Here is a 15,281-nt window from a genome sequence, read left to right on the forward strand (position 1 = left end):
TTGGGCTCTGGGACCTCGACGCCGGCACGATGATCCGGCAGTTTGAGGGGCGGGACGCGGTGATGAGCGGCGACGGAACTCGGATCGCCGCGATCCGCTTAGATAAGCGCGCCGGTCGTCAGCCGACCCTTCGAGTCGAGGTCTGGAACACCGACACCGGGGACGTGATCCGCACGTTTCCCGAGCAACCCTACGGCCAGTTCGATCTGGCACTGAGCCCGGATGGGCGCCACGCCGTTACGCTCGGCGCGGACAGAATGACCCATCTGTGGGATGTCGACACAGGCGAGCAAATCGGCGAACCGATCGCCATCGTCGGTCCTCGCGGCCCCAGCGACCAAAACCTCCGCATTTGGCAGCCTGTATTCAGCCCGGATGGCCGCAGGTTCGCAGCGGGTGTTGGCGATAGGACCGTCCGACAGTGGGACGCCTTCACCGGTGCCCCTGTCGGTGCCCCGATCACCGGCCACACCAGCCAGGTATCGCACGTGGCCTACAGCCGGGACGGAACTCGCATCGCCTCGGGTGGCAATGACGGCACCCGAGTCTGGGATGCCGAAACAGGTGCCCCGATCGGTACGCCGCTGAATCAAGCTAGCCCTGATGAACTCACGTTCACTCCCAACGGACTACAGATCGTCTCGATCGTCTTCTTCGACCGGGCCATCCGGGTTTGGCGCGCCGATGCGGACAGCAGCCTCGGCGGCCCCCTTACCGCCCCCGCCGTCAATCTGCCGACGGATGCGAAGGTGGCGGGGCTGGCGCCCGGTCACGACCTGCCAGACTTCTCCGACACTTTGGGCGCCATCTGGAACCTTGAGAACAACCAGGTGACCAAGCTCGACGATTCCGTGGTGGCCTACAAGTTGACCATGACACCCGACGGTCGCCGAGCGGCGACGTTCAAAGTCGACTATGTGGCAGCGACGCGCACGGCCCGCTATCGGGTACAGGTCTGGGATCTGCGAACCGGCCGGCTTGTCTCCAACACCGACCAGACGAACGCCAGCACGATTGCGATCAGCCCGGACGGGACCAGGGTCGCTATCGGCGCATCGAGCCTGGCCGTCAAGAAGTACGGCGACCGCCCGATCACCATGTATGACGCGGACACCGGGAAACGAATCGACGCCGAGTTCGGCGGCCTGAAAGCAACGATTGAAGTGCTTCGATTCAGCCCAGATAGTCGCCAGCTCGTTGCCGCTAACGGAGACCAGATGCAGGGGTGGGATGCTACGACCGGGAAACAGATCGGTGATCCTTGGGGCGGCTCCAACATCTATACACTTGCTTTTAGTCCGGATGGCCGCCTGCTGGCCTCCGGTGGTCTCAACAAAAACTCCGGAGTTTTTCAGGAAACAATCTCGATCTGGGATGCGCAGACTCACCAGCTGGTGGGAGAGCCACTCACTGGCCAAAATGCGTCCGTTAAGACCTTGGCGTTCAGCTCTGACGGACGGCTGCTCGCCTCCGGCTCTGGCTATTTTTCCAAGGTCGCCGAGATACGGATCTGGGATGTGGCCAGCCGTCAGCAGGTCGGTGAGCCACTGAACTTTGACAACAGCAGGAACAGCAGCTATTTCACCGTCGCATTCTCTGCCGACGGCGCCAGCATTTTCGCCGGCATGCGGAAGTCCGTCCTGCGCTGGCCCGGCCCGATGCAATGGCCAGATATGTTGTGCGACAAGCTTTCCTCGAACATGAGTCGCGAGCAGTGGAACCGGTGGGTCTCCCCCGACATCGACTACGTTGTCGGCTGCCCGGACCTGCCGGTGCCGGAGTAGCTAGCCAGAGATTCGTACATATCGCCGGGCGAACTCGTTGCCGGGAACCACCCAGATGTCTCCGTGATCGCCCTGCACTATCCACGCGCCCTCGGTTGCGGTGACGCAACCCTCCAGCGACTCGACTGTCTCACCGGCGCGCGCCGGCCGTGCGAGTACCGAACCGCGCCGACGCCACCTGCGGCCCGCGACGTGCTCGTGGGTAGCGCGGAAAATGTCATCACGCACAGACCATTCCGTGGCGTCGGTGCTGGGATGCTTCTCACGAACGGACCAGTCACCCGCCTCGGCACGCATGGTTGAGCCATCCTGCGCGGTCCATGTCCACGCGGTGGGACGCTGCCGCGCCAGCACCTCACCGGCGCGGCGAAACTCCGCCCAGCCGCTGTCCCCAGTCGCGGGCGCTGACCGGTAGCCCAGCTCGCGCAGCTTGGTCAGGGTGGCCGCCAGGCTGCCCAGCGCGGCGTCGAGCCGTGCCGGGTCCGCCTCGATCTGCGCCCAGTCGACGAGCTTGTCGTGAACCTTCCCCGCGTCGTCACGGGGTCCGGCCCGCCACCCATGCTTGCGGTAGTAGCGGCACCAATCCTGGTGCTCGGAGTGTGCCATTGCGATGGCAGTGGGCAAATCGAAACCCATGCGGCGCAAACATTCTGCGGGTTCCAGCCGATACAGCTCCGAGGTCGATGCGTCATCGGGCGGGCCGCCCCAGGTATTCCAGGTATGCCCGCCGATTTTTTCCACTATCCATAGCGCGTTGCGCACCTGCCGCCGGTTGGACTCGCGATAGAACTCGTCGAGCTGTCCCCACGGACGCGCGGTGGGGCCGGTCCGCTCGTTGTCGCGGACGTACCGGTTATGGATGAGCTCGGCGGCGCGTTCCCACGCGTCGTGCGCCTGCCCGCCCGGCAGATCCAGGCTCAGCCGGTACGTGTAGAGGCGACCCACCAGTGCGGTGCGTTCCCCACTGGCATCGGCTCGCGGGTCCCAGGCATGAACGATGGTGTCGGGGAAGCGTGCCGCGATCCGGGTGGCGGCGCTGACGTCCAGGCTGGAGTCGACGAGAACCACCGCGGTCGATCCTGGATCACTCGCCTGTAGGCGCTGCAGCAGTGCGTCCACGGTGGGCTCTTCGTCGACAGCGACCAGGCCGCCGGCCTGCGCCGGATGCCCAAGCTGTGTCGCGGCAAACTCGTTGTCGCGCAGGTATTCTGATGCGTTCGGGGCGATAACGGTGCACGTCGTCGGTTCACCACGTCCGCTGTAGCGTTGTTCGAGCCGTCGCTGCAGCATGTCGCTGCACAGTGCGGTGGTGAGTTGGGATGACCCACATACCAGCACCTCTCGGACCGTGCGTGCGGCCATCACCCGATCGAGCAGCCGCCGCGCCGTCACCTCATAGATTCCGACGGTATCGGCGGCCCACCGATGGTGGACACCGCCGAAATGCTGCGCGCGCCAAGCGGACGCCTGCCACGGGTCGTCGATGCGCACAATGAGCGGGATGCGCAGGCGGTCGCCTCCGCGCGCGCTGATGGCGCTGAGCCGCCACAGATTGGTGGACGGGTCGGCCGCCAGCAGGTAGAGGCGGTCGAGCTTGTTCCAGATGTCCAGTGCGGCAAGCGGCGCGGTTTGGGTGAGGTCCAGGCTCAGGATGGCCGCTCCCGCGGTGCGGGCGCGGCGCACGCAGTCTCGATCCGGATTGTCGGTGATGACGACGAGCGAACTATGTTGCCGCATGGAGCGTTTGATGGCAGCGACCATTGGTTCGGCATCGTCGTCGAGTCCCACGATCACCGTGACCGATCGAGCGAGATAGACGCGCAGCCGATGCAGTCGCGCCTGGAACAGCGCCACCGCAACTCCGGTCACCGACATCACCACGACCGTCATGGCCGACACCTGCGCGAGGTGCAGTGCGGCCGGCATAGGAACGGGGCACGGGCCGCCGTCGAGAGAGCGGGTGGGGTCCCCGCCCTTGACCAGTTCGACGGCCCACAGCAGTGGGGTGAAGAACGCCGGATGGCTGTCGTCGTGACACCGTACGTACGAGGCGAATCCGAGGATCAGCGTGAGCACCGCCAGGATCGCGGCAATTGCCACCGGAACCCCGGTGGCACCCGTGCGGCGGCGCGTCATCACCAGACCCAATGCCGCCAGAGTCACGACCACGACGGCGATGGTGGACGCCGAATCCGGTGCGCCGAACCAGCGCAACGACGCCGGTACCGAATCACGTATCCCGGGCCACCCAGCCAACGCCGTCAGGTATCCCAACGTTGTGACGGCAAAGGTCGCCAACGCTACACGGGCGGTTCTCAATGCCACTGTCGGAGTCTACTCAGGGGGCCTACCAGGCCAAACTCACACCAGCCTGTTGAAGCATTTCGTCTCCACACGCCGCGTCAGGCGCCACCCATGGCGGGTGCGCACCACCGCATCGTCGTACCAAAGTCCAAGAAAGAGGACCTGTTCGGTGTCTCCCGGCGGCACCATCGGGTTGAAGCACAGGCTGCGCACTATCGCCGCGCTGCGAGCCTCGTCGTCGAAGGTGATCGAGATGTTGCCGAGCATGTGTGAATACATCGGGAAGGCCGGCAGCACCTTCCCCAGCCACTCCTTGACCTCGGGATACTCCCCCTCGATGCCGCCCATCGCCGTGTAATCGATGTATGCCTCATTCAAGAACACGTCGTCCAGATCGTCGAACTGGCGGGTATCGATGGCGGTCGCATAGTCGACCAGCAGCTGCTGGATCTGCAGGCGGTCGGATACTTCCTCGAGGGTCCACGTGGATGTCATAGCTTGTGAGCATGCCCACTCGGACCGAAATCATCGCGCAATTCGTCCCGAATTCTCCGTTGTGTCAGCACCTGGGAATTGCCCTGACCGAAATCGGCAATGACCGGGCGGTGCTCACGATGCCGTTCAAGCCCGAGCTGGCGACGATGGGTCAGACGGTGCACGGCGGAGCGATCGCCACACTCGCCGATACCGCGGCCATGGCCGCCGCCTGGGCCGACGACGTGGTCCCCGAAAGGGTCGGCGGCTCGACGGCTTCCCTGACCGTCAACTATGTGTCCGCTGCCGATGCAGCCGACCTCACCGCGGTGGGCCAGGTGGTCCGCCGCGGTAAGCGACTCTCCAACATCGAGGTCACCGTGTCCGACACCGCCGGCGCCGTGGTGGCAAAGGCGTTGGCCACCTACAACTTCGCCTAGGCGGCTCCAGCCTCATCGAGGGCCAGCAGCTCGCGCACCCGCGGGATGACCTCGGTGCCGTACAACTCGACGTTCTGCATGCCCAGCCCCGGTTGCGCGGCCTGATAGACCATGCTGAACCTGTCGGCGCCAAGACCGCGGATGGTCTTGGCCATCTTGGCTGCCACGGTGTCGGGCGAGCCGACGTACAGGGATCCGGCTTTCACCTCGGACAGGTACTCCTCGTACCGCGGGGCCGGCCAACCGCGCTCACCACCGATCGTGGTGCGCAGCTCCCGGAACCCCGGCCAGTACTGGGCGATTGCCTCCTCGTCCGTCTCGGCAATGTGGCCCGGACTGTGGATGCCCAGCGGCATCGCCTCGGTGACACCGAGCTGGTCTTGGGCACGCCGGTACAGGTCCGCATAGGGCGCAAACCGCATCGGATCGCCACCGATGATCGCCAAGATCATCGGAATACGGTGCCGCACGCTGCGCACCACCGAGTCCGGCGATCCGCCCACCCCGACCCAGGCCCGCAGACCGTCTGCCGTCTTCGGGAAGACGTCCACGCCGTCCAGCGACGAGCGCAGTTGCCCCGACCAGGTCACCGGATCTCCCGGCAGCAGCTTGGCCATCAGGTCGAATTTCTCCTCGAAAAGCTCGTTGTAATCGCCCAGGTCGTATCCGAACAGCGGAAACGAATCCGTGAACGATCCTCGACCGAGCACCACCTCGGCACGGCCGCCCGAGATTCCGTCGAGAGTCGCGAACCGTTGGTACACCCGCACCGGGTCGTCGGTGCTGAGCACGGTGACGGCGGTGGCGAGCGTGATCCTCTCGGTACGAGCAGCGATGGCGGCCAGCATCATCTCCGGAGACTCCCCCACGAACTCCTTGCGGTGATGCTCCCCGATCGCGAAGATGTCGACGCCCACCTGATCGGCGCGCACGCCCTCCTCGACCACGGCACGAATTGCTTCCGGATTGGTCATCCCCTCGGGGACATCGGCGAAGGTATCCAAACCAAACTGCACGTTGCTCGTCATACTCTCCCAAACGGACCGTAGTCCGCTTTTGTTCCTTCGGGAAACTCCCAGCCGCGATTCATCCCATGTTCACCTGATGCGCACCGGCGTCTGGTTCGCGGGCACTACCAATCGTTAGATGGACAACCTGCAAGCTCTGTCGGTCACCGATCTGCTCGCAGCACGCGAGCTTTATCACCACCACCTCACCAGCAAGCCCAACGTGGTGGGCACCGCAGTCGGCCGCTACCTGATCCGGGAAAAACCCGGGGGCGCTCGGACCCTTGTCAATTCCCGAGTGGAACAAGGGTTTTCCTGGCCGTGCGTGCTGGTCTTCATCAGCGACTGGGCCGCACCCAAGTCCCTCACCCCGTACGACTACGTGCCCAAGCAGCTGTACATGCCCGATGGTCGCGTGGTCCCGGTGTGCAAGGTGCAGGTCGTTCCGGCCCCGGTCACCACCATCGCCCAGCGCCCTTCCCAGGTGCGATGGCCCACCACACTGCTGGGCGGAGGCATGCCGATCGTGGTGGACGTGCAGAACCAGTCCCATACCGCCACCGCCGGCTGTCTGGTTTCCGACGGGCACACCCTTTATGCGCTGACCAATCGGCACGTGTGTGGACCGGCAGGCCAAGAGATCGAGATGATCCGCGGCCTCGCCCGAGCACGCGTCGGGGTGTCCAGCGGACAGCAGCTCACCCGGCTGCCATTCGACGAGGTATACCCCTACCCCATGACCAACACCTACCTGACCCTGGATATCGGGCTCGTCGACGTCGACGACGCCGGGGAATGGACCTCGACGGCCTACGGAATCGGCGATACAGGCCCCATGGTCGACACCGGCGACATGACCAACGCACTGGACCTGATCGACCAACCCGTCGTGGCGCACGGCGCGGGTTCGGGCCTGGTGGCCGGCAAGATCGCGGCGCTGTTCTACCGATACAAGTCGCTGGGTGGCTCCGAATATGTATCAGACTTTCTCATCGCCCCGGATCCGCAGGGGCCGCAAACGGTTCCAGGCGATTCCGGCATGGTCTGGCACCTCACCGCCGACCGGGCGCGACCCGCACCGCTTGCCGTGGAGTGGGGCGGGCAGGCGTTCCTGGACGGGGCCACGCGGTGCACGCTGAACTTCGCCCTCGCCACCAGCCTGAGCACGGTCTGCAATCTCCTCGATGTCGAGCCCGTGATCGGGCAACAGGATGGTGCCCGACCGTTCTGGGGGCAGACCGGTCACTACAGCATCGCCACCTTCACCCCCGACACGATCCGCTCGCCGAACCTCAAGACGCTGATGCAAGCCAACCTGGAATCGATCAGCTTCGCGCTGTCCGAGCTGGACCCGAAGACCATCGCGCAGCGGCTCAAGGAGGCCCGCAGCAACCCGGACGGCATCATCCCGCTCGCCGACGTGGCAGACCTGGTCTGGAAGAACCTGCCAAGCAAGGTGGTGGGCGGTCGCGACGACCACATGGTCGGGTATCGATCGCAAGGCCCCGAACATCCGTGCCACTACGCCGACATCGACGAGCCGGGACCTGACGGGTCGATCGTGCGGGACCTGTGCCTGCAGGACATCGCCAACCTGTCGGTGGCCAAGTGGCAGCAGTTCTACGACGAACGCGGCCACACCACCCAGGACAAGCGCGGCCTGCTGCCCTTCCGCGTCTGGCAGTTTTACGACGCCATGGTCGACTTCCTGAAGAACAAGAAGATCGACCAGTTCGTCTGCGCTGCAGGACTATTGGCCCACTATGTGGGCGACGCCTCCCAACCGCTGCACGGAAGCTACCTCGCCGACGGATATCCGGACGGATCCGGCGCCGGGGTGCACAGCTGCTACGAATCCAAGATGATCGACCGGCATGCTGGCGACCTGGTGGCCGAGATACCCGATGCCGTTTCGACACTCGGTCAACTCGACACCGTCGCGGACGGGCTCCATGCGGCGCTGGCCACCGTCGAGCTGATGGACCGATCGGCCAAGCGGATAGCACCGAAAGAACTGATCGACGCATACATCGCGCTGGGCGGCAAACCAGTGGTGGCCACCCAGGACGGCCTGTGGCGACAGTTCGGCGAACAAACAGTCCAGCTGATGGCCGACAGTGCGCGCACGCTGGCCATGATCTGGGACAGTGCCTGGGCGGCCGGCGGCGGAGACAAGATCAAAAAGTCTGCACTGCAAGCTATTCCGCAGGACCAGTTGCGGGAGTTGTACCAGCAGTCACAATTCGTGGAATCGTTGGACCTGGATCACGTGGAGTCGGCCCTGCGCTAGTGTCGGACCCAATGTCCACTCTGCGAAACCGTGCCCTGGCGGTGCTCAGCGTCCTGCTCCTGTCCCTGACGCCCGCAGGCGTCGCCCACGCTGACATGGCCGCTCCCCCACCCGAGGGTCCTGCTCAGGCGTGGTTGGTGGCCGATCTGGACTCCGGTCAGATCCTCGCCGCTCGCGAGCCCTATGCCGTGCACCCCCCTGCCAGCACCATCAAGGTGCTGCTGGCCCTGGTGGCGCTCGATGAGCTGTCTATGGACGCGACCGTGGTCGCAGACCCCGCCGACGCGAAGGCCGAATGCAACTGCGTCGGCATCAAGGCCGGACAGACCTACACCACGCACGACCTCCTCGAAGGCGCACTGCTGGAATCGGGCAACGACGCCGCCAATACGCTGGCACACATGCTGGGCGGTCGCGAGGCGACCGTCGAGAAGATGAACGCGAAGGCAGCGGCGCTGGGCGCGACCGCAACACACACCGCCTCCCCTTCCGGATTGGACGCGCCGGGGATGGATATGCGCTCCACGCCGCGCGATCTCGCCGTGATTTTCCGTGCGGCACTGGCTAATCCGGTGTTCGCGGACATCACCCGGCAGCCGGCCGCCGATTTCCCCGGCCGCGTGCTGCACAATCAAAACGAGCTGATGTACCGGTATCCGGGCGTGATAGGCGGTAAGACCGGATTTACCGATATGGCCCGCAAGACCTATGTCGTGGCCGCCGAACGCGACGGCAAGCGGCTGGTCGTCACGATGATGTACGGCCTGGTGCGCGAGGGCGGCCCCACCTACTGGGATCAGGCGTCGAGCCTGTTCGATTGGGGATTCGCCAACGACGGTCAGGTCAGCGTCGGCTCGCTCTAACTCGAGTAATTCGCCGGATGCAGCATCACGTCACTAACGTTCGCCGAGCCGTGCATCCGGCAGATCGCGGTGGCCAAGTCCCGTGCGTCCTTAGGCGAAATCGCGGCGACCGGGCTGCCCATCGCCGCAACATCGTGGATCACATCCATCTTCGCGCCGTCGTCCATCGCCATGTACTCCGAACAGAGTGCATCGGCATGAGCGGGCACGGCGGGCATCCAGATCACCAAACCCAAGCCCGCCATCAATGCCACAGCAAATCGCATGTCAGCGACTCTACCGAACCTGGCCTCGCAGCACGATGAGATCCGGCCGCGACAACACTTGCGGGCCTGATCTGGGATCCTCGCGGTATCCAACGATATCGGCGGGGGCGCCGTGCTCCAGGCCCGGGCGGTCCAGCCATTCGCGGGCCCGCCAGCACGCAGCGCCCAGTGCATCGGTGCGGCTCATGCCGATGCGCGACAGGGCCGCTACTTCATCGGAGATGCGTCCGTGGGCAATGGAGCCGCCGGCATCGGTGCCTGCATAGATCGGGACGCCAGCGTCGTACGCATTCCCGAAGGTCGTGTGCAGGCCCGCGTACAGGTCGCGCATGTGCTGGGCGTAGCGCGGGTACTTCGTTGCGGAATCCGCGATTCCGGGGAAATTCTCGATATTTATGACGGTTGGAACCAGCGCGGTGCCGTACTCGACCATCAGCGCGATGGTGTCGTCGGTAAGGCCGGTGCCGTGCTCGATGCAGTCGATACCCGCGCGAATCAGGCCCGGCAGCGCGTCCTCACCGAAGACGTGGGCGGTCACGCGCGCACCGTTGGCGTGCGCGGCGTCGATTGCCTCTTTAAGGATCTCGTCGGACCACAGCGGGGCCAGATCGCCGACGGAACGGTCGATCCAATCCCCCACCAGCTTCACCCAGCCGTCGCCCCAACGCGCCTGTTCCGCAACCGCTTCGGGCAGCTGCGAGTCATCCTCGATGTCGATGGGCAGCCCGGGGATGTACCGCTTGGGCTTGGCCAGATGTCGACCCGCGCGGATGATCCGCGGCAGGTCCTCGCGTTCGTCGAAACTGCGGGTGTCCACCGGGGATCCGGCGTCACGCAGCAACAGTGCGCCCACACTGCGCTCGGTCTCGGCCTGCGCGACGGCCTCCGCAAGCGTGGTCGGCCCGTGCGGCCCGATGCCGACGTGGCAGTGCGCGTCAACAAGTCCCGGAAGCAGCCACCCGCCGTCGAAGATGGTGTCGGCGTTCGCAATCGGTTCCAGGCTGATGACGCCGTCATGCACCCACAGATCGACAGGCTCTTCCGACGGAAGCGTCAGTCCCCGTAAATGCACAAGCTCAACTCTTGGGGAATTTCAGCTTCGAGATGTCGATATCGGCCAGACCCGGGGGCAGCTCGCCCAGTCCCTCTGGCATCCCGGAGAGATCCGGGAACCCGGCAGGCATCCCAGCCATACCCGGGGGCATACCGGGGAATCCGCCCCGGATCTTCGGCTGCGTCGGGCCCTTCGAACCCTTCTTGCCCTTTTTGGCGTTTTTGCCGCCCTTGCGGTTGCTCTTGCGGTTGATCGCGCCCATGCCCATGCGCCCTGCCATCGAGGACATCATCTTGCGTGCCTCGAAGAAGCGGTCGACGAGCTGATTGACCTCAGAGACCGTGACACCGGAACCGTTGGCGATCCGCAGCCGTCGGGAGGCATTAATCATCTTCGGGTCGGTCCGTTCGGCGGGGGTCATGCCGCGGATGATGGCCTGCACCCGATCGAGCTGCTTGTCGTCGACGGCAGCGAGCGCGTCCTTCATCTGACCGGCACCGGGCAGCATGCCTAGCAAGTTGCCGATGGGCCCCATTTTGCGGATCGCCAGCATCTGCTCCAGGAAGTCCTCGAGCGTCAGCTCCCCCGAGGTGATCTTCTCGGCCGCGGCCAGGGATTGCTCGGCATCGAAATGCTGCTCTGCCTGCTCGATGAGGGACAGTAGGTCGCCCATGCCCAGGATGCGAGATGCCATCCGGTCGGGGTGGAAGACATCGAAGTCCTCGAGCTTTTCGCCGGTGGACGCGAACAGGATCGGGGTGCCGGTGATCTCACGTACAGAGAGCGCGGCGCCACCACGGGCGTCACCGTCGAGCTTGGTGAGGACCACCCCGGTGAACCCGACGCCCGCACGGAAGGCTTCCGCGGTGCTCACCGCGTCCTGACCGATCATCGCGTCCAGGACGAACAGGACCTCGTCGGGATCAACGGCGTCGCGGATACGCCCGGCCTGGTCCATCAAGTCGGCGTCGATGCCGAGGCGACCTGCGGTGTCAACGAGGACCACATCGAAGTGCTGGGCCTTGGCGTGGGCCAGACCGTCACGGGCCACCGAGACCGGGTCGCCGACGAGCGAGCCGACCTCCAGGCCTCCGTCCGCGGTGCCCGGGTGTGGCGCGAAGACAGAGACCCCGGCGCGCTCACCCACCACCTGCAGCTGGTTAACCGCACCTGGGCGTTGCAGATCACACGCCACCAACAGCGGCGTATGCCCTTGTCCCTTAAGCCATTTAGCGAGCTTTCCGGCGAGCGTCGTCTTACCGGCACCTTGCAGGCCGGCGAGCATGATGACGGTCGGCGGGGTCTTGGCGAATGACAGCTGGCGAGTCTGGCCGCCAAGGATGCCAATGAGCTCCTCATTGACGATCTTGACGACCTGCTGCGCGGGATTCAACGCCCCAGAGACCTCGGCGCCCTTGGCGCGTTCCTTGATGCGCCCGATGAAGGTGCGCACCACCGGCAGCGCGACGTCGGCTTCCAGGAGCGCCAGCCGGATGGTCCGGCAGGCCGCGTCAATATCGGCGTCGGACAGACGTCCCTTGCCCCGTAGGCCGGCAAGGGCATCAGTCAACCGGTCAGACAGCGATTCAAACACGCGACCAGCCTATCGGGCCATGTAGGACGACGGCTGCGTCGGCCTACATACAACCGATACCGCCACGAGTGTCCATCAAGCAATGACACGATTACCTATGACTGTCGGCAGCAGGTTATCCAGGCCCCACCCCACCGCGAATCACCGAGAAGACCCGCCTTGGCCAATAACTTCTAGGTTGGTGGCCAGAATGGTTAGCAGAGCTATTGTGAATCCGTCGGCATCGAGAAATTCCACTTCATAGGCCGAGGGCTCACTAAAGTGATCTAGTACCACCGTTCCTTCAGCCCCCCTCCGGCAGATTGTGCTCGGGAATAGGGTGAATCAGCCTGACTATATCGAGCTCTTTTGGGTTCATATGTCTCATTTCCTAGCAGGCCCGCGGGAACAACCGTCACTTCGGCCTCCCCGGTACCGACGATGGCCACATACCAGAAACCGGGATTTAGAATCGGCAGCAGTACCTTGCCGACGCTCATTGCATGGGTGTAGCCATCGCATTCGCCTCCGAGTGCGAACTTGTCAAACTCGGCCCTAATCATGAACGAACACGTCGCTATCCCCGTGCCGACAAACTCCACCCCCACAGTGGTGCCAGGTTCGAACTACGCCAATGCGGATCGGCGGCAAGAGCCAGCTCCCTGGCGCTCTCTGTCACGTCGTTCATAGTGCTTTGACCCTAGGGTCACGAAATGCATTGCACAACAACGTAATTTGCTAGAATCCGCAGATACTAGCGACCACATGCAGACGCATGCGTACGTCAGCCGACGCGGTTTCTGGATCCTAAGGATCCATTGAGAATTTGAGGCTGGAGTTTCCCCTAGCTAGCAGCCTTCTTCGGCCCGGGTGCCGCTGCCGGGAGCACCGAGGCGATGGCGGCCTCCAGCACGGCCTGCTCCGGTCCGGTACTGAGGCAGAAGGTATCGACCACCGACGAACCGAGGGTGTTGACCTTGGCCCACGCAATATCCACCCCATGACGCTCCAGCGTCGCGGTGATGCGCGCCAGCAGCCCCGGCGCATCGGAAGTGCGGATCTCCACGATCTGCTGCTCGGTGTCCCCGGCAGGCTCGAACCATCGAATGCGTGGTGGCGCGGGGGCGTAATTGGTAGGTACCGCCGGGGCCGGCTCGCCCACCAGACCAGTGCCGAATTGCGCGGCCTCGCGTTCACGTTCATCGAGCATCGCGATGATGTCGGAATCCCCGTCGAGCGCCGAGATCAACTGTTGACGAAGCAGCCCTGCGGCCGGCGGTGTCCCGAACCGTGGCGATACCTCGAAGGTATTGATCGCCGATCCGGCGTGGCTGGACACCGCCGCCGAGAACACACGCAACGAATTCAGCGACAGCACCCCGGCGGCCTTGGAGAGCAGGCCGCGCTGATCTGGCGCGATCATGCTCACGGCATACATGTGGGGCGACCCCGCGGGCACCAACCGTACTTGGACGCCGCCGTCTGCAGCCAGTGAAAGCAGTTCCGGGTCAATGGGATCGGGCTCGGGCAGCTGCTCGCCGCGCATCACCATCCGGCATTTACGCACCAGTTCCCCGATAAGCGACGCCTTCCAGTCCCCCCACACGCCCGGACCAGTGGCCAACGAGTCTGCCTCGGCGAGCTGCTGCAGAAGCTCCAAGAGCAGCAGGTCTCCACCCAGCGTATTGACTACGGCATCAATGGTTTCCGGGTCCGCAAGATCACGCCGCGTCGCCGTGTTGGGTAGCAGCAGGTGGTACCGCACGATCTTCGACAGCAGCTCCACATCGGAGGGCCACAACCCCAGCCGGGTTCCGATCTGGACGGCCAATTCAGCGCCGACAACGCTGTGGTCGCCACCGCGCCCCTTACCGATGTCGTGCACCAACGCGCCCAGTACCAACAAATCGGGCCGGGAGACCCGGGTGGTAAAGGCACTGGCCTGAGCCACTGTCTCAACCAGATGTCGGTCGACGGTCCAAATATGCACAATATCGCGTGGTGGCAGGTCTCGTACCGCACCCCATTCAGGAAAAAGCCTGCCCCACAATCCGGTTCGATCTAGCGCCTCGATGGTGGCCACCGCGGAATGTCCCGCCTCCAGGACCACCAGCAGATCCTTGAGCGCCTCCCGCGGCCACGGAGTCCGAAGCTCGGGAGCCGATTCGGCAAGACGACCTAACGTGGATGCCGAGATCGGCAGGCCTGTAGTCGCCGACGCCGCCGCCACCCGCAGTATCAGCGACGGGTCGCGCTCGGGCCGGGCATCGCGGGCCAGTACCACCTCGCCGGCGTGCTCTACCACGCCTTCGTCAATCGGACGGCGAACGGTGCGGCGCAACATCGAAATACCGCGTCGGGGAATCGAGTTGGTGGCGGTGCGCAGTCCCACATCCACCGAGTAGCTGATGGTGCGCGCGGCGTCCGACAGTAGCCGGGCCAAGTCGAACCGATCGCCGATGCGCAATGCTGCGCCTATCTCGTCGGCGAATTGGGCCAGCAGTTGGTCGCGGTCCCGCCCTGCAACACGATGCAGTTCGGTGCGCACATCCATAAGAACGGTATGGGCGCCATCAAAGGACTTCGCCAGCCCACTGTCGGTGAGCTGGGCAATGGCCAACGCACGCAACAGCTGTACGTCACGCAGGCCACCACGGCCCGATTTGAGATCGGGCTCGGCGCGGTGCGCGATCTCCCCGCTCCGCCTCCAGCGCGCCTGGGTATAGTCCACCAGTTCGTCAAGGCGCATCCGGATCTGCGAGCGCCACTGCTGGCGCACACCACCGATCAACAAACTCGACAGCTGGGCGTCGCCCGCAATATGTCGGGCGTCCAACAGTGCCAGCGCCGCTGACATCTCCTGACCGGCAACCTGCAACGTACCCGCGACCGTACGAACACTGTGATCGAGCCGAATGTTGGCGTCCCACAGCGGGTACCACAATCCATCTGCGGCCGCGCTGACGGCCTCTGTGCTGAGTGACTCGTCGTGCAGCAGCACCAGGTCAAGATCCGAGTGCGGCAGCATCTCACGCCTGCCGAGGCCACCCAGCGCCACAATGGCGAATCCACTGGTGTCGGTGATACCGACCTCGGTGGCCTTCGACGTCAGCCAGAGCTCACTCAGATCGGTCATCGCCTCGCGAATCGCACCCGCGCTGAGCCTGCCACTATCACTAAGCAACTGCGCCCTGGCGGCCACGAGGTCCGTTGCGGCGCCCATGTG

At 64.6% G+C, this 15,281-nt stretch carries 12 protein-coding genes; 4 read left to right on the top strand and 8 right to left on the bottom strand.

The genetic code is table 11. The features are described 5' to 3' along the window. Positions 1 to 29: 29 nt before the first annotated feature. On the top strand, positions 30 to 1,784 hold the full coding sequence (locus FZI91_RS00590; RefSeq protein ID WP_155936818.1) for a WD40 repeat domain-containing protein: 1,755 nt from the start codon (positions 30 to 32) through the stop codon (positions 1,782 to 1,784). Here FZI91_RS00590 and FZI91_RS00595 read toward each other — a convergent pair whose 3' ends face one another. After that, positions 1,785 to 4,109: a hypothetical protein gene (locus FZI91_RS00595; protein WP_155936819.1), complete on the bottom strand. Its 2,325-nt coding sequence runs from the start codon at positions 4,107 to 4,109 to the stop codon at positions 1,785 to 1,787. 36 nt (positions 4,110 to 4,145) lie between these two features. Then, complete coding sequence (locus FZI91_RS00600) at positions 4,146 to 4,583, bottom strand: nuclear transport factor 2 family protein (protein WP_155936820.1); 438 nt, start codon at positions 4,581 to 4,583, stop codon at positions 4,146 to 4,148. A gap of 11 nt (positions 4,584 to 4,594) precedes the next feature. Between FZI91_RS00600 and FZI91_RS00605 the strand changes: the two genes are divergently transcribed. Beyond that, positions 4,595 to 5,002 carry a PaaI family thioesterase gene (locus FZI91_RS00605; protein ID WP_155936821.1) on the top strand — a complete coding sequence of 136 codons (408 nt, stop codon included), beginning with the start codon at positions 4,595 to 4,597 and terminating at the stop codon, positions 5,000 to 5,002. Here FZI91_RS00605 and FZI91_RS00610 read toward each other — a convergent pair. After that, on the bottom strand, positions 4,999 to 6,018 hold the full coding sequence (locus FZI91_RS00610; protein ID WP_162525870.1) for an LLM class flavin-dependent oxidoreductase: 1,020 nt from the start codon (positions 6,016 to 6,018) through the stop codon (positions 4,999 to 5,001). The two genes, FZI91_RS00605 and FZI91_RS00610, sit on opposite strands and share 4 nt — an antisense overlap. A gap of 130 nt (positions 6,019 to 6,148) precedes the next feature. On the opposite strand from FZI91_RS00610, the gene FZI91_RS00615 reads away from it, so the two are divergent. Both FZI91_RS00615 and FZI91_RS00620 read left to right on the top strand, forming a co-directional pair. Continuing rightward, positions 6,149 to 8,299, top strand: coding sequence for a hypothetical protein (locus FZI91_RS00615; RefSeq protein WP_155936823.1), 2,151 nt, complete (start codon positions 6,149 to 6,151; stop codon positions 8,297 to 8,299). Next, positions 8,299 to 9,162 (top strand): D-alanyl-D-alanine carboxypeptidase family protein, encoded by an 864-nt coding sequence (locus tag FZI91_RS00620; RefSeq protein WP_375234350.1) that lies wholly within the window; start codon positions 8,299 to 8,301, stop codon positions 9,160 to 9,162. Before FZI91_RS00615 ends, FZI91_RS00620 begins: the two co-directional genes overlap by 1 nt. Here the strand turns inward: FZI91_RS00620 and FZI91_RS00625 are convergent. From FZI91_RS00625 to FZI91_RS00645, 5 genes are all read right to left on the bottom strand, one after another. Beyond that, positions 9,159 to 9,428, bottom strand: a complete 270-nt coding sequence (locus tag FZI91_RS00625) for a hypothetical protein (protein ID WP_155936825.1) — start codon at positions 9,426 to 9,428, stop codon at positions 9,159 to 9,161. The genes FZI91_RS00620 and FZI91_RS00625 overlap by 4 nt on opposite strands. 10 nt (positions 9,429 to 9,438) lie before the next feature. Continuing rightward, a complete protein-coding gene (locus tag FZI91_RS00630; protein ID WP_166548221.1) occupies positions 9,439 to 10,500 on the bottom strand; it encodes an amidohydrolase family protein in 1,062 nt (353 codons plus the stop codon). A 4-nt stretch (positions 10,501 to 10,504) separates the two neighbouring features. Further along, positions 10,505 to 12,076, bottom strand: a complete 1,572-nt coding sequence (ffh, locus tag FZI91_RS00635) for a signal recognition particle protein (protein WP_162525840.1) — start codon at positions 12,074 to 12,076, stop codon at positions 10,505 to 10,507. A gap of 141 nt (positions 12,077 to 12,217) precedes the next feature. Further along, positions 12,218 to 12,352 (bottom strand): DUF4926 domain-containing protein, encoded by a 135-nt coding sequence (locus FZI91_RS23870; protein WP_309224086.1) that lies wholly within the window; start codon positions 12,350 to 12,352, stop codon positions 12,218 to 12,220. Positions 12,353 to 12,899: 547 nt separating this feature from the next. After that, complete coding sequence (locus FZI91_RS00645) at positions 12,900 to 15,278, bottom strand: [protein-PII] uridylyltransferase (protein ID WP_155936826.1); 2,379 nt, start codon at positions 15,276 to 15,278, stop codon at positions 12,900 to 12,902. Between the last annotated feature and the right edge of the window lie 3 nt (positions 15,279 to 15,281).

The sequence above is a fragment of the Mycobacteroides sp. CBMA 271 genome (assembly GCF_009729205.1).
Taxonomy (GTDB): Bacteria; Actinomycetota; Actinomycetes; order Mycobacteriales; family Mycobacteriaceae; genus Mycobacterium.

Bases quoted from the DNA above. Each gene is read 5' to 3' on its own strand.
- FZI91_RS00615 (WP_155936823.1), top strand. From the start codon at position 6,149: ATGGACAACCTGCAAGCTCTGTCGGTCACCGATCTGCTCGCAGCACGC.
- FZI91_RS00625 (WP_155936825.1), bottom strand. From the start codon at position 9,428: ATGCGATTTGCTGTGGCATTGATGGCGGGCTTGGGTTTGGTGATCTGG.
- FZI91_RS00600 (WP_155936820.1), bottom strand. From the start codon at position 4,583: ATGACATCCACGTGGACCCTCGAGGAAGTATCCGACCGCCTGCAGATC.
- FZI91_RS00645 (WP_155936826.1), bottom strand. From the start codon at position 15,278: ATGGGCGCCGCAACGGACCTCGTGGCCGCCAGGGCGCAGTTGCTTAGT.
- FZI91_RS00605 (WP_155936821.1), top strand. From the start codon at position 4,595: ATGCCCACTCGGACCGAAATCATCGCGCAATTCGTCCCGAATTCTCCG.
- FZI91_RS00590 (WP_155936818.1), top strand. From the start codon at position 30: ATGATCCGGCAGTTTGAGGGGCGGGACGCGGTGATGAGCGGCGACGGA.